Source organism: Sporosarcina sp. FSL K6-3508, from assembly GCF_038615825.1.
Lineage (GTDB): Bacteria > Bacillota > Bacilli > Bacillales_A > Planococcaceae > Sporosarcina > Sporosarcina newyorkensis.
This window is the reverse complement of the sequence record NZ_CP152016.1, coordinates 2,576,316-2,595,757: the sequence shown is the minus strand read 5'-3', so window position 1 is coordinate 2,595,757 and position 19,442 is coordinate 2,576,316. Positions and strand designations below refer to the sequence as shown.

18 protein-coding genes are annotated in these 19,442 nt (G+C 42.5%); 11 read left to right on the top strand and 7 right to left on the bottom strand.

Features of this window, described 5'->3' with window-relative positions:
- Positions 1-213 precede the first annotated feature (213 nt).
- From MKX97_RS12915 to MKX97_RS12905, 3 genes are all read left to right on the top strand, one after another.
- Positions 214-1,380: a DUF3221 domain-containing protein gene (locus MKX97_RS12915; RefSeq protein ID WP_342536135.1), complete on the top strand. Its 1,167-nt coding sequence runs from the start codon at positions 214-216 to the stop codon at positions 1,378-1,380.
- A 260-nt stretch (positions 1,381-1,640) separates the two neighbouring features.
- Positions 1,641-1,811, top strand: a complete 171-nt coding sequence (locus MKX97_RS12910) for a hypothetical protein (protein WP_176132562.1) — start codon at positions 1,641-1,643, stop codon at positions 1,809-1,811.
- A 352-nt stretch (positions 1,812-2,163) separates the two neighbouring features.
- Positions 2,164-2,556 (top strand): hypothetical protein, encoded by a 393-nt coding sequence (locus MKX97_RS12905; RefSeq protein ID WP_342536134.1) that lies wholly within the window; start codon positions 2,164-2,166, stop codon positions 2,554-2,556.
- Between the two features lie 349 nt (positions 2,557-2,905).
- On the opposite strand, the gene MKX97_RS12900 is transcribed toward MKX97_RS12905, so the two are convergent.
- From MKX97_RS12900 to fabG, 4 genes are all read right to left on the bottom strand, one after another.
- The gene (locus MKX97_RS12900; protein WP_342536133.1) at positions 2,906-3,823 is read right to left on the bottom strand and encodes a lysozyme inhibitor LprI family protein; all 918 of its coding nucleotides are present in this window, start codon (positions 3,821-3,823) and stop codon (positions 2,906-2,908) included.
- 202 nt (positions 3,824-4,025) lie between these two features.
- On the bottom strand, positions 4,026-5,114 hold the full coding sequence (locus tag MKX97_RS12895; RefSeq protein WP_340759871.1) for a CapA family protein: 1,089 nt from the start codon (positions 5,112-5,114) through the stop codon (positions 4,026-4,028).
- 409 nt (positions 5,115-5,523) lie between these two features.
- Positions 5,524-5,931, bottom strand: coding sequence for a hypothetical protein (locus tag MKX97_RS12890; protein ID WP_078818000.1), 408 nt, complete (start codon positions 5,929-5,931; stop codon positions 5,524-5,526).
- Positions 5,932-6,022: 91 nt separating this feature from the next.
- Positions 6,023-6,766: a 3-oxoacyl-ACP reductase FabG gene (gene fabG / locus MKX97_RS12885; RefSeq protein WP_078818001.1), complete on the bottom strand. Its 744-nt coding sequence runs from the start codon at positions 6,764-6,766 to the stop codon at positions 6,023-6,025.
- 216 nt (positions 6,767-6,982) lie between these two features.
- Between fabG and MKX97_RS12880 the strand changes: the two genes are divergently transcribed.
- The 8 genes from MKX97_RS12880 (at position 6,983) to MKX97_RS12845 (ending at position 16,094) form a co-directional block, all read left to right on the top strand.
- Positions 6,983-7,354, top strand: a complete 372-nt coding sequence (locus MKX97_RS12880) for a hypothetical protein (protein WP_342536132.1) — start codon at positions 6,983-6,985, stop codon at positions 7,352-7,354.
- 21 nt (positions 7,355-7,375) lie between these two features.
- Positions 7,376-7,801 (top strand): hypothetical protein, encoded by a 426-nt coding sequence (locus MKX97_RS12875; protein ID WP_342536131.1) that lies wholly within the window; start codon positions 7,376-7,378, stop codon positions 7,799-7,801.
- A 96-nt stretch (positions 7,802-7,897) separates the two neighbouring features.
- The gene (locus MKX97_RS12870; protein WP_221835794.1) at positions 7,898-9,187 is read left to right on the top strand and encodes a polysaccharide deacetylase family protein; all 1,290 of its coding nucleotides are present in this window, start codon (positions 7,898-7,900) and stop codon (positions 9,185-9,187) included.
- Between the two features lie 20 nt (positions 9,188-9,207).
- Positions 9,208-9,711: a sigma-70 family RNA polymerase sigma factor gene (locus MKX97_RS12865; protein ID WP_340759868.1), complete on the top strand. Its 504-nt coding sequence runs from the start codon at positions 9,208-9,210 to the stop codon at positions 9,709-9,711.
- Positions 9,708-10,781 (top strand): S26 family signal peptidase, encoded by a 1,074-nt coding sequence (locus tag MKX97_RS12860; protein WP_340759867.1) that lies wholly within the window; start codon positions 9,708-9,710, stop codon positions 10,779-10,781. Before MKX97_RS12865 ends, MKX97_RS12860 begins: the two co-directional genes overlap by 4 nt.
- Before the next feature lie 189 nt (positions 10,782-10,970).
- Positions 10,971-12,332, top strand: coding sequence for an S-layer homology domain-containing protein (locus tag MKX97_RS12855; protein ID WP_342536130.1), 1,362 nt, complete (start codon positions 10,971-10,973; stop codon positions 12,330-12,332).
- Positions 12,333-12,416: 84 nt separating this feature from the next.
- Complete coding sequence (locus tag MKX97_RS12850) at positions 12,417-13,898, top strand: S-layer homology domain-containing protein (protein ID WP_340759865.1); 1,482 nt, start codon at positions 12,417-12,419, stop codon at positions 13,896-13,898.
- Positions 13,899-14,087: 189 nt separating this feature from the next.
- On the top strand, positions 14,088-16,094 hold the full coding sequence (locus MKX97_RS12845) for an acyltransferase family protein (RefSeq protein WP_342536129.1): 2,007 nt from the start codon (positions 14,088-14,090) through the stop codon (positions 16,092-16,094).
- Between the two features lie 116 nt (positions 16,095-16,210).
- Here the strand turns inward: MKX97_RS12845 and MKX97_RS12840 are convergent, their stop codons facing one another.
- From MKX97_RS12840 to MKX97_RS12830, 3 genes are all read right to left on the bottom strand, one after another.
- Complete coding sequence (locus MKX97_RS12840) at positions 16,211-17,377, bottom strand: MFS transporter (RefSeq protein WP_342536128.1); 1,167 nt, start codon at positions 17,375-17,377, stop codon at positions 16,211-16,213.
- A gap of 5 nt (positions 17,378-17,382) precedes the next feature.
- Positions 17,383-17,838, bottom strand: coding sequence for a MarR family transcriptional regulator (locus MKX97_RS12835; protein WP_078818008.1), 456 nt, complete (start codon positions 17,836-17,838; stop codon positions 17,383-17,385).
- Positions 17,839-18,007: 169 nt separating this feature from the next.
- Positions 18,008-18,985 (bottom strand): tRNA-dihydrouridine synthase, encoded by a 978-nt coding sequence (locus MKX97_RS12830; protein WP_342536127.1) that lies wholly within the window; start codon positions 18,983-18,985, stop codon positions 18,008-18,010.
- Positions 18,986-19,442 lie beyond the last annotated feature (457 nt).

Here is a 19,442-nt window from a genome sequence, read left to right as displayed (position 1 = left end):
AAATTAAGTGAAAACGTATATCGATAGTAGTATATTTTTAGACTGCGCGTAATATTACAAATGTAGTGTGGTAAATTACTTTTGGCACCTTTTTGCGATGCGGGTCACAGAAATGAAATCAGTACAGTGAGGGTCTGGAACTCAATAGCGGTCCTGTCTGTTGTAACCATTCACCAGCTTATCCGTCTACTGGAATAGATTGGAGGGAGTGGTATGAAAAAGAGAATCTTTTTTGTCCTTATAGGTGCCGCTTTTTTGATAGGCGGATGCGGGACGGCAGGATTGGATAGTACTGAGCAAAACAGCTCTGCTAATCAAGAAGGATGGCAGACGGTGAAGAAAGTAGATGGGCGTGAAATCATCGCAGAATTAGAGCAGAGCGTAAAGGATTTTCCGCTCCGGGAGAAGGCGGTGGCCGAACAAATTGATAATCCGGACTATAAAGCTGGATTTTTTGGCGAACCATCGAAGGAATTGGAAGAAGATATGGCCGTGCAGGCGATTGAAGTGCCGATTGCAATCGAAGTTGTGGAAGAAGTGTATGGGGGCAATGAAGGTTTTGAAAAAGAGGGCGTTCTCTTTATTGAAAATCAAGCAGACGGTGCTGCTCAATCAGGCATTTGGATCGGCGTGAAGGATCCCGATGAGCGTGTACAGCAAGTCATTGATCTCTTGCAGCCGATAGTGGACGAGGGCAAAATTTTGGCTAAACCGATTTATATTTTCAGGAGCTCGCATACCCAGCATGAACTGTATACGATGCAGGATGAAGTGGCAGAAGTGCTGAAAGAGATGAAGCAAGAGCGCGGATCATTCGCATTATCGGTCAATACGATAACAGGAGTTGTTGAAATAGGACATGATTTCCTAAAGCCCGAGCAACAAAAAGAGCTAGAGGAGCAGTTTTTGGATTATACGTTCCACTTCAAGCAAGAGGGGAACATAGTCGCGGAACCCGGAGAATCAGCTATTATTAAGCCGAATCAGATAATGACTGAAACACCTGTCAAAGATGGCGGATTCATCATGGGCGTGTCGGAAGGCAGTATTTTCGTCTCAGGCGGTACGGAAGGTGCCACCAACTATTCATTTCCTGAAGCTGATCTGCTGACGGTCGGCCAACGTGTGAAAGTGGAGGCAACAGGCGGAATTGCGGAGTCGTATCCGGCACAGGGAACAGCGAAGTTTGTAGAAATCCTGCCTGATTATAAACCTGCCGACGCAACACTTTCCGAATCGCAAGCCGTGGCGAAAGCAATTAAAGAGAAAAAGAAGGAATTTTTTAATTTTAATGTAATTACCGAAGTGCAGTATGATGGGAATCGCAAGGTATGGATACTGGAAATAAGCGATGACAGTAGGGTGGAGGTGGAAGGTTGATAATTGAAGATGTCTGTGTATGGATTGAAGTACCTGAGTAAAAAAACATGATTGCTTGATTGAACGTGAATGTACAAACAAGCGGAATAGTTGCCTGCACAGATAGTCCGAAACTCATCACAAATTAGTTAGTAAAAAGCCGATCCGCAGTAGATAGCCTTTTTACGTATGTCTTTTTGCCTTTTCCAATTGCGGTCAGATGAAGTAGGAGAGTGAAACGGTGACAATACGGAATATCGCGGAAGTGGCGGGGCTCTCGCTTGGAGCGCTCCGCCATTATTATTCGCCAAGACGACTTGCTTGTCTATGCAGTGACGCCCGTGCAGGAAAGGGCTACAGGCCGGATTGAAGCAGTTACAAGAAAGATGTTGTCGCCATTTTATGAGATTGTCCCGTTGAATGAAAAAACCCGAGCCCAGATGGAAGTCTAGTTCGCGTTCATTGTACATGTGGACTACCGGAAAGATGAGCTGCCTATCCTCGACGTTGGAGTTCGGGAGGGGGTTCACACTCCACGCCTTGCTTGAGCCAGATCGATTGGATTCAGAAAGAGTACGGAACACAATTCGCTATCATATCGACTCGATATGTTGTTAAGCGCGGAAGTAGATGATAGCTCGTGCAGTAGGAATAAAGGTATTCCGAAAACGAAATGTGGATTCCTCGAAGCTTAAATCATAAGAGCAAGCATGATTTATAATAATGAAGATTGTGTTTGAGCGCATAATTTAAAGGTTCACGATGAAGACACAATTATGTATAATCGTGATAGGAGATGATACGATGTCAATCAGCAGAAAAGATTATCTACAACAAATCATTAAATTACACGAACGGTTAATTATAGCGTCCGAGGAATATGAAGGGATATCTGAAGAATTCATTCTCAAGCAAAATCCAGACATTTCATCCATGAAAGAACAATGGCTGGTGAAAGTGAAAGACTTCAAGCAGATTTTGGCTGACATGGACAATCTGGAAATCCCAAATGCGTTTGAAAAAGAAGGTAACGAACTCAAATATGTCTATGAGAACTATGTCAGCTGTGTAGAGGAAAAGACCCGAAAGTTCAGTATAGAAACGATGGCAAATGGGGAACTGGAAGCCATTCAAGCGTCGGAAGTACAAGCTGCAGAGTATATTGAAGACCTGATTGAAGCGTTATTTGATAAGTAAATCCTTTTCATCCTAAGTACCTGATCTTCATACAAACTTCAAATAATTCAAAGTTACTTCTATAGATGCCGGGTCCTGTCACAATCCGCAAGAAGCATGCAGATGGGGGCGGGAGTCAGGCACCCTTGCGGGAAAAGCGTTCTTAAAAACATTGCGGACCGAGCGGAAGTCTGGTCGGTCCGCACTAAAATTGCAAAGAAGCGAACGAATGCCGTTTCGGAACGCACCAAACTAAGCTGGTACCGAGCGAAAGTTGGTTAGAACCGCACCAAACGGGCGCCATATGGTTGAGTCTAGGATTGCTATGAAGTTGTACGCGGGCACGGCAGCTTCCAATCTATCAATACCATCACTTCATATGATTCCCAATCAAATAAAAAGTCCGATCTTCCGTCAGATTGGCGAGATAATCCATTCCGGCGGCTCTGGCGGAAGCTGTTTCATCTGGCATTTCAGCAAAGCCTTTTTCTTTATTGTTCACCCACCATATTTGATCTGCCTTAATCTCTTTAAATTCCTCTTTTGATGCAGTATTTTTCAACACGCCCCACACTTCGTTCAGCAAATCATCCCATTCATTGTAGTATTGACCAAAGAAACCGGGTGGTGGATTATTTGCGTATAGGTCGCTCGCTTCTTTTGCTATTCTGTGCTCAAGCTCTTGTGCTTGTTGCATGTATTTATTTTTCAAATTTTTCTCTTCAGCTGTTCGTTGCTTTGCTTCCTTTTCCAACCGTTCTTTCTCGGCGATACGTTTTTCCGCTGCTCCTAATTCAATATATAAATTATCTATTTCACTATTCAACGCATCGGACTTTATATTGCTTTTTAATTCACTCAACTTAGAGGCAGCTTCTTCAACCTCATCGCTACTGATCAGCTTTTCGATAACTTTCAGATCGTTTGCGTTCTGCTTTTCTTTTTCCTTTTCCTCTTCAATCGTTACAAGTAGTGTCTTCACTTCGTTTTGCAACGACGGTACAATATCTTCATTTTTCAGCAAAGTGTTCGCTAAATCAGCCGCTTCTGTCCAATTAAAGAGCTCCATTTTTTCCTTCACTTCTTCATATTCATTTAATAAAACAACCCGTTCTTTTGCTTCGGAACTATCCGGCTTTTCTTCTAGAGCAGTGTTATATAATTTAAGTGCGTTTTCATATTCTCCGCTTTCCAATGCAGCCTCTGCTTCTTCAAAAGACTGTTTATATGCAGAACTGCAGCCGGTCAATACTGAAATAATTGCAAGTAATAAAAAGATTCGTTTCATCTGCTTGCTCCTCACTTTCACATATTGGTGCCCAAATCGTTAAATAGGCTAGGTGTTAAAGGCCTTTCATTAATCAAAGAAATACTTAGCCGGTTTAAGGTACATAACTAACGAATCACTCATTTTCCATTTCAAAACACTGGCCTCTGGATATAGTGCCTTTTTAATATACTTTTAATACATGTGTAGCATTTCCACCCACTCACCAATCTGGCACACCAACATGATCTTCCACCCACTCATCGGTATACCTAATCACATGGTTGGCATTTCGCAGCGGCACCACTTTAAAACGATTCTGTTCATCCTTGATGACTGCAGTGGGGAATAAACGGGGATCATCAATCGAAACTGTTGTTGTATCGCCTGTCTTCTCCTTTTTTACCGTAAGCCGGGCAATGCCTCCAAAGTTTGTGTATTCAAAAGGCTGTGCGGAATAGAAGTTGCCGAGCGAGAAAAAGACTTTCGCATTTCCGACTTCTCCGTATCGTTGTAAAACATGCGGGTGATGACCGAAAATAATATCAGCTCCGTTTTTCGCTACAAACTCCGCAAGTTCTTCTTGTGTGTCCGAGGTGTTCAACACATATTCCGGTCCCCAGTGCAGAGAGACTACAGTGACATCCACAGAAGGTTTAAGCCTTTGTATATCTTCTGCAATCTTCACACGCTCCACCATGTTGACCAAATACTCTTTTCCATAGGGAGCCAATCCGACATTCGTTCCGTATGTATACGCCAACACGCCGATTCGGATCCCATTCACTTCAACAATCCTTTGATTCTCTTGGTCCTCGATAGACTGATAGGCACCGACATATGGCATCGCATACTCTTTCGCATGTTGAATGGATTTCAGGACGCCGATTTCTCCTTTGTCCAATGTATGATTATTGGCTAATGAAATCATATCAACGCCTGCGCTTTGAAGATCTTGAATGATATGTTTTGGGCTGTTGAACTTCGGATAGGTGGACAGACCCAGCTCAACACCCCCCGGCATGGATTCTTGATTGGCGATTAAGAAATCAATACCCATCATCTTCTCTTTCACTTCTTGAAATGCAAAATCGTAACTTGGATACGTGTTGATTGGGTAATGCAACAGCACATCTCCAATCATGCCGATCGTTGCAATGTTTACTGCTATTTGTTCTAGTTTTTCTTCAGTTTCTTCTTCATGCACTGTAACAGGGAGCGCCTGATCTCTTTCCTTCCAATCTTCCCATAAAATATAGCCGCATATTATCCAGACTGAAACCATGATAGCGAACATCCATTTTGTCTTCACGTTAACCTCTCCATATCAAAGTACCAGGTCTGCACACAAGTTGGAAATGAACACACCACAAAACAATCCTTCCGACGAGATACGTAATCGGAAGGATTAATTGTATATTTGGGGCCAAACCGCCACCTGTTTTGTGATTATTCACTCAATTGGGTAGAGACCTAGTACTCACTTCTTCATTTTTAGGAATTTTCATTCTGTAAAGCAGAAAACAAATCTACTACTAATAACTAACTTTACCTTGCTAAAACCATCTAATTATACCATATAAATTTTATAGAAAAGCAACTTTCTATTGTTTGTGACTGAAACTTATTAGGTTACATAAGAACTACATCTTCACGAGAAGAATTGAAGAAGTGAGGATAACCTGGAAATCGGTTGGAGGGCGTCATTGTTACTTCCGCTATCACTTAACAATCAACACATCCTTCTCCGGTGTCAGCAGCCCATTCTGTTCATAATAACTAACCCCTGTTCTTGAAAGCACTGCTGTTTTAACCGCATGATCCCCTTTAGCAAATACAAGCAGAAACATATCCTCCCTAATATCTAGACCATTGATGTTGCCCTTAAACTTAACATTCAAAGAATCCTCTATGACATCTACGGTCGTATAGGGCCCATAGACCAATGCCCGATCCCAGTCGAAATCAGTTAAAGTGGACAGGGGGATTTCTGTTGTACCACTTTTTGCTTGTTCTACAATCTTCATAGCAAGCACCGGATCTTCACTCGCTCTATTAACAAAGAACAAGCTTACCATTGCAATAATTAGCACACCCCCGCCAATCCAAAAACTCCATTTTTTTAACATAAATCACACCTCTAGTAATCTGTAGCTTTCACATTAATTGCTTGCAGGTCAAATAACGATCCAGCATTCATTTCGACCGGTATTTATAAGATCAAACCATCAAAAATCCACCACTGACGCTAATGCATTCACCGGTAACAAAACTCGAATCATCCGATGACAAGAAGGAGACAACCGATGCCACTTCAGATGGATCTCCCATCCGGCCCACCGGTGTTAATAACGTAGCCATCCTCTTAACATCTTCCGGTAGATTTTTTGTCATGTCGGTATTTATCTGTCCGGGTGCGACCGCATTTACAGTAATTCTCTTGCTGCCGTTTTCTTTAGCCAATGTCCGCGTCAAGCCAATCACTCCAGCTTTAGACGCGCTGTAATTCGCCTGTCCCAAATTGCCCCAGCTGGAGGTGGAAGAAACATTGACGATTTTTCCGTACTGCTGTGCCCGCATGCTTGGAATGACGGCTTGGCATGTATAAAACATGCTATTTAGGTTGATATCCATGACGGACTGCCATTGCTCTGGCGTCATTTTATGAAAGAATGCGTCTCTTGTGATACCTGCATTGTTGATCAGAATATCAATCTTGCCAAGCTTCTCGTAAATGGTTGTGAATGTATCTTTTACATCTGTTTGATCCGCTACATTGCATTTCAGCGTAAGAACACGTTCTCCTGAAGCATCCAGCTTGTTGGCTGTCTGTTCGAGAGTATTGAAGTTGGTATCCAACATCGCTACAGTAGCCCCCTCTTCCAATAGTCTTTCTGCGATTTTAGCACCAATCCCTTGAGCTCCTCCAGTTACGACCGCCACTTTATTTAATAATTTCCCCATCCTATTCACTCCTTAGTTTTTAATAGAATATTAGGATAACTTTAACATAACTGAGTAGTGAATCATACAAGCAAAGTGACAGGGGACTGCCCGTTACTGAGCCCCTTTCCTAAACAGCTCCGCCAATTGCCGCTAGAACAATTTGAAAAATAGTTTCATGTATGTGTATCTCTTTTGGCCCTCCTTTCTATATAGAAAGAAAAAGGGGTTTTTCTCATGACACATTATCTTTCTCAGTACGCGAAATTCCAGAACAAAATCGAAATGGACGCTGCGGCACGCCAGCATATAGACCTTCATTGGAATGCGATAAACAAGACCGACCGCGCTGTCCTTGAAATGATTCGATGTTATTCAGTGATTTACTTGGCTGCCCACTTGAAACACCAGACGATTGAAACGAAACTCAGCTTGTCGAATTCCACGGTCAGACGGACTCTCCGCAAACTGGAGAAACTGCAGATTATCGAGCGGATTCATTATGTCAGGCCTGTTATGAGCGGCTTGGGAGCAAATATTTATGTTATTTTGCCCATCAATGACCAGAGGAATTTGGACAGGGGCGTTGAGGTGACCGAGCCTAATTAGGACGTGGTTTCTGAGGCGGTTTTGGAAAAAGAACCTTCTTTCTATAAATCTCAAAACACTAAAGACTTTATAAAGACGTCTCACCCTGCTGGTGAAAAGTTATCCACAACTCTTTTTACGAAGATGAAAGATATATTGTCGTTGACTGGAGATAGTGCCAAAACACGTGAGTTCTTTGGGATTTATAGGGCGCTCACGGGACGCATGTTGAAGTTCGGAATTTATAAAGGCAAGGAGGAAGTATTCGAGGATTTGGCTTATCGTGCAATGCGGATCAGTGTAATGGCGACAAAAACAAAGCGTATCCGCAATTTACCGGGCTATTTCAGCGGTGTTTTGCGTGAGTTGATTGATGAGACGTTTTTTAGTGATATTTATCAGGAGTATACAGTTTCGGTTGAGGAGATTGAATGGAACGGGAGAGCGCAATCAAACACCTTTTCATGAAATCCAGCCATTCTCCAAAATCTTTTTAAAAACATTTGAAACTTTTTCTGAAAATCTCCGTCTGTAGGTTGCTTAGATGACAGTGGAGGTATAGGTATGAAGAAAATGGTTTTTATTGGGCTGTTACTTATTGGCTTGATTTTATTTATAATGGGGGGTGGCGCAAAATGGAATATGGCTGTGGCTTCATTTGTTGATGAGCAGTCTGGAAGAGTGTTTGCGCAACTTATTCAAAAAGAAGAGACAGTTGAAGAGATAGAATTTGAGCGGGTACTGACACTTGTAGAGCGCCAGCCGATATATATGAAGGGAGCGACTTTCATTCGAATTGGCGAGTTGGAGGCGAATCAGCCGGTTGCCATTACAGGTGAAGATGAGGAGTATTATGAGCTTCGGTTAGGAAAAATGCCGGTATTTGTTCGTAAGGGTCAGGGGACGATTGAAAAAAAGAAGCTGCCGGTATTTGTACAAACGGAGCGGTTGGCTGCGGTAAAAACGCTTCGAAAGACGGCGGTTTATAATGATAAGGACTTACAGAGTACCGTCTTGGCCCAGTTGGAAGAAGGTTATCGCTATCCAATCGTACAGGAGGAAGAAGATTGGTATATCGTAAAAATCGGTGAACGGCCGGGATATATTGACAAGCGCTCCGTTGTGTTGGACGAAGGGTTGCCGGTTCTTGTCTACCATCATATCGTGCCCCGTGATTGGATGAAAACAATGGCAAGTACCGTTTCTTTAGAAAATTTTGAGCAGCAGATGGGGTATTTGGCGGAGCGTCAATTTGAGACGCTGACGGCACAGCAGCTTTATGATTATTTGGAAGGACGTCTCGTTGTCCCTGGCAAGGCGGTGCTCATTACTTTCGATGATGGCTTATTATCATCAAAAGAATATGCGTATCCGATTTTGAAGCAATATGGGTTTACCGCGCTTCAGCACATTATCTCTTCTCGTACATACAGAGCGCAAGGCATACAACGTTATGACGCGGAAGGTCCGATACAGTTTTTGACAGCTGAAGAAATGAAAGAGATAACAGATGTTTTCCAACTCGAAGCGCATACATATGGACTGCATAATCTTAATAAAGAATTGGGTACTGGAATTGCGCTAGAACATGTAAAAGAAGAGATTTTTGCGGACTTGCAGCGGAATATGGAACAAGTGCCGGCGGCCGTATCATTAGCCTATCCATATGGACATTATAATGAAGAATTTATCGCGGCGGCTAAAGAGGCAGGGCTATTAATTGGCTTTACAACCACCGAAGGCTATGCAACTATAGACGTTTCGAATTATGAAGTAAGTCGATTTGGAATGACAGAAAAAAGGTCATTTGAGCAGTTTGCGGCGTATGTGGATGGGGACATGACGTGGCAATAGAAAAGGGTGAGGTTTCGTAAATGAATGAAATTGATCAATTAATCAATGAGCATTCGCGTTATTTAATACGCATCGCTTATTTGTACGTTAAAAATTGGTCGACAGCTGAGGATATTGTACAAGAAGTATTTGTAACGTATTTTCAAAAGAGTGACCAGTTTCGCAATGAAGCTTCACTGAAAACATATTTGACTAAAATGACAGCCAATCGTGCGAAAGATTATTTGCGTTCTTGGAAGCATAAAAAAGATGTGCTGTTCGAAACGATTAGTACTTCGGTAAAAGGTGCAGAAGAGGTAGTGCTTGAGCAAGAGCGACTGGCCTCACTTGAAAAAAATCTTTTCCAACTTCCATTAAAATACCGCGAGCCCTTAATATTATTTTATTATGATGAGCAATCCATAACGGAAATCGCAACTTATTTGCAACTGAATGAAAATACGGTGAAAACACGACTGCGAAGGGCAAAGCAGCAACTAAAGGAATTTTTTGATGAAGAGGACGGGGAGGTAGTGAAGAATTGAGCGATTTCAAAGAGAAGCTAGATCAAATGATGGGCGATACGTCGGAGCAGGAAAGGCGGGTAAAACAGCGTGTACATGAGAAACTACGGCCGTCGGCTAAGAGGTTTTCATGGCAAGTGCTGTTTGTCACAGCAGCGCTTCCTATAGTTGCAATACTCCTTATGGTCACTTTGAACCCTTCTGATTTGCTTTCTTCTGATGAGGGGCCCGGTATTCCGTATGATCCGTTAAATGACTTGGCACAAATTTCTGCATTGCAGAAAAAACAGCAACTGTCAGTGATTGATTATGAAGAATTTGCCGAACTGCCCCATTTTGATCAAGTCGACGATCTGCATTATATAAATAAAGAGACATTTTTATTAGACGGGAGTACAGATACTTTTCATACAGTGATGGAGCGTAAAACAAATCTGTTTGATGATATTGTGTATCAGGCCGGTGATATTGTGCGCACGATGACAAATACGACAAGCCATTTACCAACCTATGATGATGTCTATTACGAGGTCATTGCGGTCCCGGGTGATCGTGTCGTGCTTGAAAAAGGACAGCTGAAAGTAAATGGGAAACCGCTGCGATCTGAAATTATGGAGCGTTATCAAGACCAAGAGATCACGATTGCAGGGGGTTACGATCAGCTGTTGAATGCGCGGGAGTATTTTTTATTGAACCATTTTCCGGCAAGGGAAACGGTTCAAGGTGGGACGATTACGCCGGTGCACAAAATTTACGGGCAAGTGGTAGGCATTGCGACAGAGGAGCGCACAAATTCGATGTATTTGGATTATTTGGCCGGAGAGCTTAGCGAGGAATATACACCGGAACAATATTTCGATTTGTATTTATACGACTCGCTTTTAGGCTTGGATAATTTGTCGAAAACACCGGCATTTACTCAAATCAACCGATTAGGTGAGCTATTTTTGGAAGCCTCCTATCGGAAAGTGTACCCTGTTTCCGAAAATGAAGTAGAAATTCGCTATCAATATGGACGCGAAGGCGTCGCAGAGCATGTGTTTACGATGAAGCGTGATGCGGATTCGGGACGCTGGCTGATAGCAGATTAACTAAAACGATGTTTGCTGAGGAAAATCAGGTTGGCAATTGTTCAAAAATAGAAGCCGTCAACCAACCGCTCGCCATTTTGGCACGCCAACTTGGTTTTCCACACATTCACCGTGATTAAATGGAGATATCCGTGCGAAATTCAATCTTTATACGTTTTTGTGCAAATAACTTTAAAAGGAGACTATCAAATGAAAAGTAAATTTATTGCTGCATTGATGACTTTGTTACTCGTTACCTCAGCTGCTCCAATCCAAGCGCGTGCAGCTGCTCAATTTTCAGATGTAGATACGCATTGGGCAAAGAAAGAAATCCTATATTTATCCGACCGCAATATTATTGGCGGCTATCCGGACGGCACGTTCAAACCAAATCAGCCGATCACGCGGGTACAGGCAGCCTCCATGCTTGCCAAAGCACTGAAGCTTTCGCTGTCGGAGGATACGTCTACTGAATTTAAGGATGTGGCGAAAACATCTCCTCACTATCAGGTCTTAGCGACAATGAATGAGCTAGGAATTTTACGCGGCGATAACGGCTATATACGTCCCGGAGAGAAAACTTCACGTGCACAGATGGCCGCGATTCTGCGTCGGTCATTTAATATGCCGCTCGATAAACAGGCAACATTTATTGACGTAACTCCGGCTCACTGGGCTTATCAGGATATTAATGGAATCGCGAAACAGCGGGTTGCTGGTGGTTCGAAAGGTAAATATATGCCGGCAGATTACGTTACACGCGCCCAATTCTCAGCATTTCTCGTACGAGCGCTCGATGATTCGCAGAAACTCAGCGCCTATCATTCATATGTCGGCGTAAAAGGCAAGACGGTTGAACAGAATGGATTCTCGTACACTATTGCTAAAGAAGGGTATAATTCCAAGTTGTTTAAGGAGAATTTAAAGACAGGCAAACGCGAAGCCATTGTAATTCCAGAAAATATCCCAAGCGATGATACATTCCAAGTGCACTTGCTGAAAGGTTTCCAACTCATCGTATACAATGACGAAATCTTCATTCCTTATTGGTCAGCGGTCGGAGAGATGAGCGAACTACCTATCGCGTACGGGTTGATGAAAGTGAAAACAGACGGTCAGAATCTAGTGTTGATGAATCAGCCGTATGGCTATACATTCCGCAATATGTTCATTTGGAATGACCGGATTTATTATACAAATGAGAAGAATGAAGAGCGCTATTTTGATTATACATTTAACCCCGATAAACCCGTTATAGATGATCCGCTCGTCCTTTATTCGACAGCGATGGACGGCAGCGGCAAGAAGAAAGAATATGGCTTTGATGCGCGTGTAATCTTTGATAATGTGGCATTTACACCTAATCATGTACAGGTAAACCAAAACAATAAATCTGTGCTGTTCGATCATTCAACAATGTACTACTTCAATAAAAAAGGAGTCTATAAGTATAGTCTGCTTGATAAAAAGACTAGCAAACTTTCGAATGTCATTGGGAAAGACATGCGGGTTACGGAAATGCAGCTGATCGTGACAGACACGAAAGGAAAGACACATACGCTGAAGAAATAACTTCGAATGCCAGGTCTCGCTATAATTCGAGGAAAGCATGCGGACTTTAGCGGGAGCCAGGCACCAACGAAAGGAAGAGTTCGAATGAGAAAGAAACTACTTATGATAATCGGAGCGTTATTGCTCCTATGCAGCTTGCCTTTATCGGGCACATTCGCAACAAGTACAAAACAATTTTCAGATGTACCGCCGTCAAAACACTTTGCGGAAGCAGTTTATGACCTGGCAGAACGTAATATAATCGGAGGTTATCCGGATGGTACATTCAAACCCGGAAACTCTATCACGCGAGGACAGGCAGCTGCCATTATTGCAAAGCTTATTAAATTAGATACTTCGAAATTGAAGGATCCAGGATTTAAAGACGTTCCGAAAGCGAATGGCTACTACAAAGCAATTGCAGCCATGGCAGAAAAAAGCATCATCAGCGGCTATGGAGATGGACGTTTTGGTCCGAACGATCCCATCACACGGGCGCAGATGGCTTCGATTCTTGTCAAAGCGTTCGATTTGCCGCGCTATAACTTCAATTCATATAAAAGTCCATTCGAAGATGTACACCGAGGAGTAGGCCACGACCCGAACATTCTGACGATCTATAGACTTGGTATCACTACAGGAACATCTCCTGACAGATTCAGCCCGAACACATCTATCACAAGAGGACAAGCGGCCAAAATGATGAAAGCAACGGAAGAAGCGAAGTCACAGATTGTTACGGTGAAGGCTAGCGACTTCGGTTGGGATCAATTTAAAATGTATGATTCCAATCATAAGGATACCGGTATCTACCAAGCCGTGGAAGGAAAAAACAAACCAACCGGTGGTGTAACAGATAGAATCCATTTAGTCCCACTTAAAGAAGGGGACGGTACATTCAAGGCCGCATTGGTGTATTCAGGAAATCCGGATAAGAAATTTTATCGGAAATATTATGTACATGTCAAAGAAGTAAACGGAAAACTGAAGCTGACGTTAGAGCGAACAGAAGATTTTCTTCCTTCGCCGGTTGCGATCGGTGTGGAGAATAAAGGACCTGTCCAAAACATTTCCCTTTCCACGATGGACGGAAAGAAGATTACCGATAATATGAAGTTCACGAAATGTCTTTCGTTCAGTCCCTCAGATTGCGTCGACAACGATGACGATAGTGAAGGGAAGTATCGCAACGTCCATATTGTGATTGATCAGCCGGGTCGATACATCGCTACTATCCGTTTTGAAGACGGAAAGGAAGTACGGTACGGATTAGAAGCGGTAAGTTCAGCTCCAAGTTTTAAATTCAGTTTTAAAGTATTGGAGGAAAGACCGAACGCGTCATTGGATTTGGGAGCAAACTACGATATAGGAAAGCATATACTGCCGAAAGGCTCCGAGCAGATCGCTGAAATCACTAGAGACGAGGGCACTAATATGTTCCATGTTGTAGGGAAGAAAGCAGGAGCGGTTGAAATTAAGCTGCCCGATCATAAAAAACTTGATCTGATGGGACTCCATGTTCGCGTTCAAGAAATGGGTCCCATTATTCAAGTCGAGATCTATGAATTGATGGACACACATATGTAATAGAAGGGGAAACAAAATAGTATCTAGTCTGCACAATTGCGTAAAATCTATGTTGGTCTATGAAATGCCAAGCGTCACATTCTTTTTTCAAGCAAATGAAACAGGTTCATTTATGAGTGTATGCATTTTAGAATAGTGTTTGACTAGCGCAGGGGCTAGGTATCAGAGTTAATAGGATGGAGAAAGCGTATGACAGATTTAAAATTGACCAAAAAAAGATTTCGACCAGAGATTGAAGGCGTACGGACCATCGCGACTCTGCTCATCGCTGTTTATCATATATGGCTAGGCAGAGTATCCGGTGGAGTCGATATATTTTTCATCATTTCGGGTTATCTCATCACTTTATCCCTTTTGTCCAGGATCGAGAAAACCGGATCCGTAAAATTTTTCGATTTCATACTAGGCATTACGAGAAGGTTGTTCCCTCAAGCAATGTTCGTCTCGATCGTCATCGGATTTATGTGTCTCGTATTTTTGCCGAAAATTGAATGGAGCGAAATCATCGCGCATATGGCGGCCTCAACATTTTATTATGAAAATTGGCGGCTGGCATTTGATTCGGTGGATTATCTGGCGCGCGAGAATTCCGCAAGTCCATTTCAACATTATTGGTCACTTGGTATTCAGGGGCAAATTTATATTATTTGGCCGCTCTTTATCTGTCTCGTCTTTTTTATCGCGAAAAAAGTCTTGAAAACACCTGTGCGTAAAACGTTTCTAACTGCGCAGCTTGTCGTTTTCGCTGGTTCACTGGCTTATTCTGTTTACCAAACACATATCAATCAACCATGGGCATACTTCGATACGTTCGCACGGATGTGGGAATTTAGCATAGGTGGGATCTTCGCCTTAATTTCACCTTATCTGATTTTCAATAAAAGGTTCAACACCGTCCTCGGATGGGGCGGGCTGGCGATTATTTGTCTAACAGGCATCTTATTACCTGTGTCGACTGTGTTTCCTGGCTATTTGGCTTTGGTTCCAATTAGCGGTGTATTGTTCATTTTGATTTCAGCTGAAAATAGCACGAAGCTCGGTGTGGATCGTCTGCTGAGCATAAAGCCTTTCACCTATTTAGGCGGTCTTACGTATGGGATTTATTTATGGCATTGGCCGCTGTTGATTTTCTACCATGCTTTTATGAAAACGACGACTGTTCCAATCATAGATGGAATTATCATCCTGTTGTTCACGTTATTATTGTCCATCATTTCCACTAAGCAGCTAGAAATCCCCTTTTTGATGATGAAATGGGATAAGAAGAAAGGGAATTTCGTGACAGTGCTAGGCATCTTGCTAGTCTTCGCGGCTAGCTCGATATTTTCCATTTCCATGTATATACAGAAAACACAGGCGAGCATGCTCAATTTGACCCAGAACGATAAAGATTATCCAGGAGCCAAATCGATTCTGTATAATGTTAAACCACCGGAAGGACTTGATTTGATTCCTTCTCCGTTGGCAATTAAGACGGATATTCCGAGTTTCTATGAGGATACGGAATGTCTCGGTCAAGATCGTACTGAGGTGAGAAAATGTTCGTATGGTGTTTTAGACAAACCTGACTATGTTCTTGCCTTAGTAGGCGGCTCCCATTCAGGACACTGGTTTCCAGCGCTTGAAATAGTGGCGGAAGAGCTGAATTTTCGGATCGATCTGTACAATCATGACGGTTGCCGATTTACCGATGAAGATCCTGAAAATCATTTAACCAAAACGTGTCTAGAGTGGAATGAAAATTTGATCAAGGAATTAAAAGAGGAACCACCTGATTTGATATTCACTACAGCGACTTTAAATAAACGCGACAAAGTGCCGCTTGGTTATATCAATCAATGGAAAGAACTCGAAGGGATTACGAAGATTTTTGCGGTGCGCGACAATCCCCGCATGAAAAAGAAAATACCAGCCTGTTTAGAAAGTGCGAGAAGCCCATTGGATTGTGCAATCGACAGGTCAGAAGGCGTATCAGAGGTCGTGCCATGGGAAAACACAGAAGGTATACCTTCCAATGTCATTTTTGCCGACCTGACGGATTACTTCTGTGATGATAAGACATGCTATCCAGTCATTGGGAATATTATTGTATATCGAGATAATAACCATATTACAGCGGAGTATTCGAAGTCGTTGGCCCCCGCTTTGAGGGATCCTTTGGAGCAGGCGTTTAAAAAGGTACATCTATCAATGTAGAGATAACTGATACTTTAGTTAACAGAATAAGGATAAATCAAAAAGCAGGCATGCCTGCTTTTTGATTTGCATGGAATTCGTCGCGGAGAAATTCAACAAAATTGTTTAGATGTATCTCATTCTACAGAATAATCTTGTTTCCGGTTCCTTGCGATTAAAAATATACTTAACACAACAAAAAACAAAACCGATGCGGAAAGTACGCCGTATTGAAATCGGATGCTTCCCTGGTTTGCCATTTTACCGATGCCGTCCAGGATAACCGGCGATAAAAACTGACCTAAAAATGTCATGCTGGATGTCCAGGCGATTACGCGGTCTGCCAGGTACGGCTTTACCTGGTTGAGTGCTTGTAAGATAATAGTCGGAAATATAGCACCCTGGCCGAATCCAATCAAACAAACGCTTACTATGATAAGCGGGATGCTGTGCGTGAAAGATAGAAATAAAAAAGCGGCAGCCATCCCAAAGAGCATAACAGGGATGACAAATTTATTGAAAATAACTTCAATTTGAACGAGAAGTAAACTCGTAATCATTCCGCCGACAGTTGTGAATGATACAATCGTTCCCGCTAAAGCGGCATCACCCAAATCACTCTGCTCTAAATAGAGCGCAATATTGGTGGCGATTGAATAGTAAGCAAGCATCACACCGCCCATTGCGAGCGCATAGCCGTATACCGCAAGAGGAAGTTTTACCTTCTTTTCGTGTGATTGCGGTTTTTGAATTTCCCCTTTCGGTAAAAAGAAGAATATTAAAATGATAATGAAAAGCCCTAGCCAATAGACATTAAATGGAACACGCCAGCTGAAAGTAGCGAGCCATCCTGCCAGCAACATCGTGATAATCCCACCGAAATTACTGAAGGCGGAATTAAACCCCATCATCTTCGTTCGTTCTCTGCCGATGAAATAATCATTAATCAATGTCATCGACAACGGCATGACGAGTCCGACACCTGCCCCTAAAATTAACCGCAGCATTAATATGGATTCGATAGTTGAGACAAATTGCGGGCCGATCCCGCCGATTAAATAAATCAACAGACCAATCAAAATAATCATCCGTTTTGTTATTTTGGATGTTAAATAACTCGATAGAAATGAAAAAGGGATGATCATGATTGACGGAGCCGTTAAGATGAGCTTAATCATCGTTGGACTTGCTTCAGGGAAGGCTTGAGCAATCAGGCCGAGCGCAGGGGAGATGGCTGCGCCCGCCATGACAGTAGCCATGGAGATCGATAAAATGGTCGGTTTCAACATTTTGGTTCTTGTCATATACATCACTTCCTTTGAAACTGGGGATCCTGCATAGAGTCTATGTTGGCGGAGGCTTGTTTAAAAGCGGCAAGCATATTTTTTAGCTCTTCATCTGACAGGTCTTTGAATACAAGTTTCATCATCTCTTTTCCTGTCTCCCGCAGTTCATTTAATTTCCTTCTCCCATTTTCCGTTAAATCTAAATGGACGACACGCCGATCCTCTTCATTTCGAATCCGCATAATATACTCATTTTTAATAAGGATATTGGAAGCGGTCGTGACAGCACCTGCAGTAATATGTAATTCGTTTGCCAGGTCGGACATTCGCAATGGCCCGTTTTGTTCAAGTAAGTACATTATGCGAGATTGTGAGCCAGGAAAGGTTTTTGTATAAATGTCTTTCCATACGTTCTCCATTTTCCTGGATAATTGCCAAAACCATTTTTCAAAGTCTTGAAAATGAATATGCCGTTCCATATATATGCTCCTTCTACTTACTTTAATTATTATATTGTTTAATCATTAAAGTAAATGTGTTGTAAACAGTTAATATACTACGGGGTTGTTTGAGGGAAGTCAATTAAAAAAGGTACTTGCCCCGTACAATTCAAGATTGTTTACGGGGCAAGTACCTTCGCTGCTTAATTCATTCTTCCTCTATTTCTAAAAACGGTCTCACTAAACGGCGTACCTCATCCGTCGTTCTGGTTACCATCAATTGGTTTCTTAATTCGCCTGCTCCTTTGAATCCGCGTATATAGATTTTGAAGAAGCGTAGAAGCGGTTTAAATGGTCGCGGTCCGATTTCATTTGAATATTTGTCATGAAGCTCCAATTGCAGGAGCAATAAGTCCAGATGTTCTTTCACGCTGTGTTCTCTCGGTTCTTTTTCAAAAGCAAATGGATTTGTGAACACACCGCGGCCGATCATGACACCGTCGACTCCGTATTGTTCTACTAATTTTAATCCTGTTGCGCGGTCTGGAATATCTCCATTAATCGTCAACAATGTATTTGGTGCAATCTCATCTCGCATTTTTTTGATTTCAGGAATCAATTCCCAATGTGCATCGACCTTACTCATTTCTTTTCTCGTACGAAGGTGAATGGAAAGGTTCGCGATATCCTGTTTTAACACATGTCCCAACCAATCGCGCCACTCGTCCACTTCGATATAACCTAATCTTGTTTTTACACTGACCGGTAACCCGCCGGCTTTTGCAGCTTGAATGATTTCTGCCGCTAGTTCAGGACGCCGTATTAAACCGGCTCCTCTTCCGTTTGCCGCAACGTTCTGTACCGGGCATCCCATATTTAAATCAATGCCACGGAAACCGAGTTTTTTCATATCGATGCTCATTTGCTTAAAATACTCTGGCTTGTCTCCCCAGATATGCGCTACAATCGGCTGTTCGTCTTCCGTGAAGGTCAACCGGCCCCGCACACTGTCTCTTCCGTCAGGGTGGCAATAACTTTCCGTATTCGTAAATTCCGTGAAAAATACATCAGGTTTTCCTGCTTCACTGACGACGTGGCGGAACACCACGTCCGTGACGTCTTCCATTGGTGCCAATATAAAAAACGGCTTCGGCAAATCAAGCCAGAAATTATCCTCGTTACTCATTTGTTATCCTCCTAAATTCATTCATTTCATTCCAATCCGGATTCCGGAAGGTTCTAATCGTGTAGGATCAGCGTGACTACTCGATTGGCGACCCTGAATGAACTATTATACTACGTTCAAGCATGTTTAAGCGATATAGCAACAGGCAGTATTTCATGTTTTTTATGTGACGACAGTAAGAAGTTGGGAAAACCATTGATGCGTATAGTCTTTGGACAGAAGATGATCAACCTTATATTATGTGAAGGCCATTAAAAAATCATCTACTAGGAGAAACGACTCGGCGCATGAATTAGGACATTTGCTATTGCACTATAAAGTGAAATTCAGTATGCAAGATAGAAAATCGTATAGAGCTTTAGAGGACGATGCTTGTTAGATAATTTCTTCTGTGACAGGCAAGTTGTAGAAACCTGTAAAGACCGTCTGATGTGAAGACATCGACGGTCTTTTTATC

Excerpts from the sequence above, each read along its gene's own strand:
- MKX97_RS12915 (WP_342536135.1), top strand. The coding sequence starts at position 214 with ATGAAAAAGAGAATCTTTTTTGTCCTTATAGGTGCCGCTTTTTTGATA.
- MKX97_RS12905 (WP_342536134.1), top strand. The coding sequence starts at position 2,164 with ATGTCAATCAGCAGAAAAGATTATCTACAACAAATCATTAAATTACAC.
- MKX97_RS12900 (WP_342536133.1), bottom strand. The coding sequence starts at position 3,823 with ATGAAACGAATCTTTTTATTACTTGCAATTATTTCAGTATTGACCGGC.
- MKX97_RS12890 (WP_078818000.1), bottom strand. The coding sequence starts at position 5,931 with ATGTTAAAAAAATGGAGTTTTTGGATTGGCGGGGGTGTGCTAATTATT.
- fabG (WP_078818001.1), bottom strand. The coding sequence starts at position 6,766 with ATGGGGAAATTATTAAATAAAGTGGCGGTCGTAACTGGAGGAGCTCAA.
- MKX97_RS12880 (WP_342536132.1), top strand. The coding sequence starts at position 6,983 with ATGACACATTATCTTTCTCAGTACGCGAAATTCCAGAACAAAATCGAA.
- MKX97_RS12870 (WP_221835794.1), top strand. The coding sequence starts at position 7,898 with ATGAAGAAAATGGTTTTTATTGGGCTGTTACTTATTGGCTTGATTTTA.
- MKX97_RS12865 (WP_340759868.1), top strand. The coding sequence starts at position 9,208 with ATGAATGAAATTGATCAATTAATCAATGAGCATTCGCGTTATTTAATA.
- MKX97_RS12855 (WP_342536130.1), top strand. The coding sequence starts at position 10,971 with ATGAAAAGTAAATTTATTGCTGCATTGATGACTTTGTTACTCGTTACC.
- MKX97_RS12850 (WP_340759865.1), top strand. The coding sequence starts at position 12,417 with ATGAGAAAGAAACTACTTATGATAATCGGAGCGTTATTGCTCCTATGC.
- MKX97_RS12845 (WP_342536129.1), top strand. The coding sequence starts at position 14,088 with ATGACAGATTTAAAATTGACCAAAAAAAGATTTCGACCAGAGATTGAA.
- MKX97_RS12840 (WP_342536128.1), bottom strand. The coding sequence starts at position 17,377 with ATGACAAGAACCAAAATGTTGAAACCGACCATTTTATCGATCTCCATG.
- MKX97_RS12835 (WP_078818008.1), bottom strand. The coding sequence starts at position 17,838 with ATGGAACGGCATATTCATTTTCAAGACTTTGAAAAATGGTTTTGGCAA.
- MKX97_RS12830 (WP_342536127.1), bottom strand. The coding sequence starts at position 18,985 with ATGAGTAACGAGGATAATTTCTGGCTTGATTTGCCGAAGCCGTTTTTT.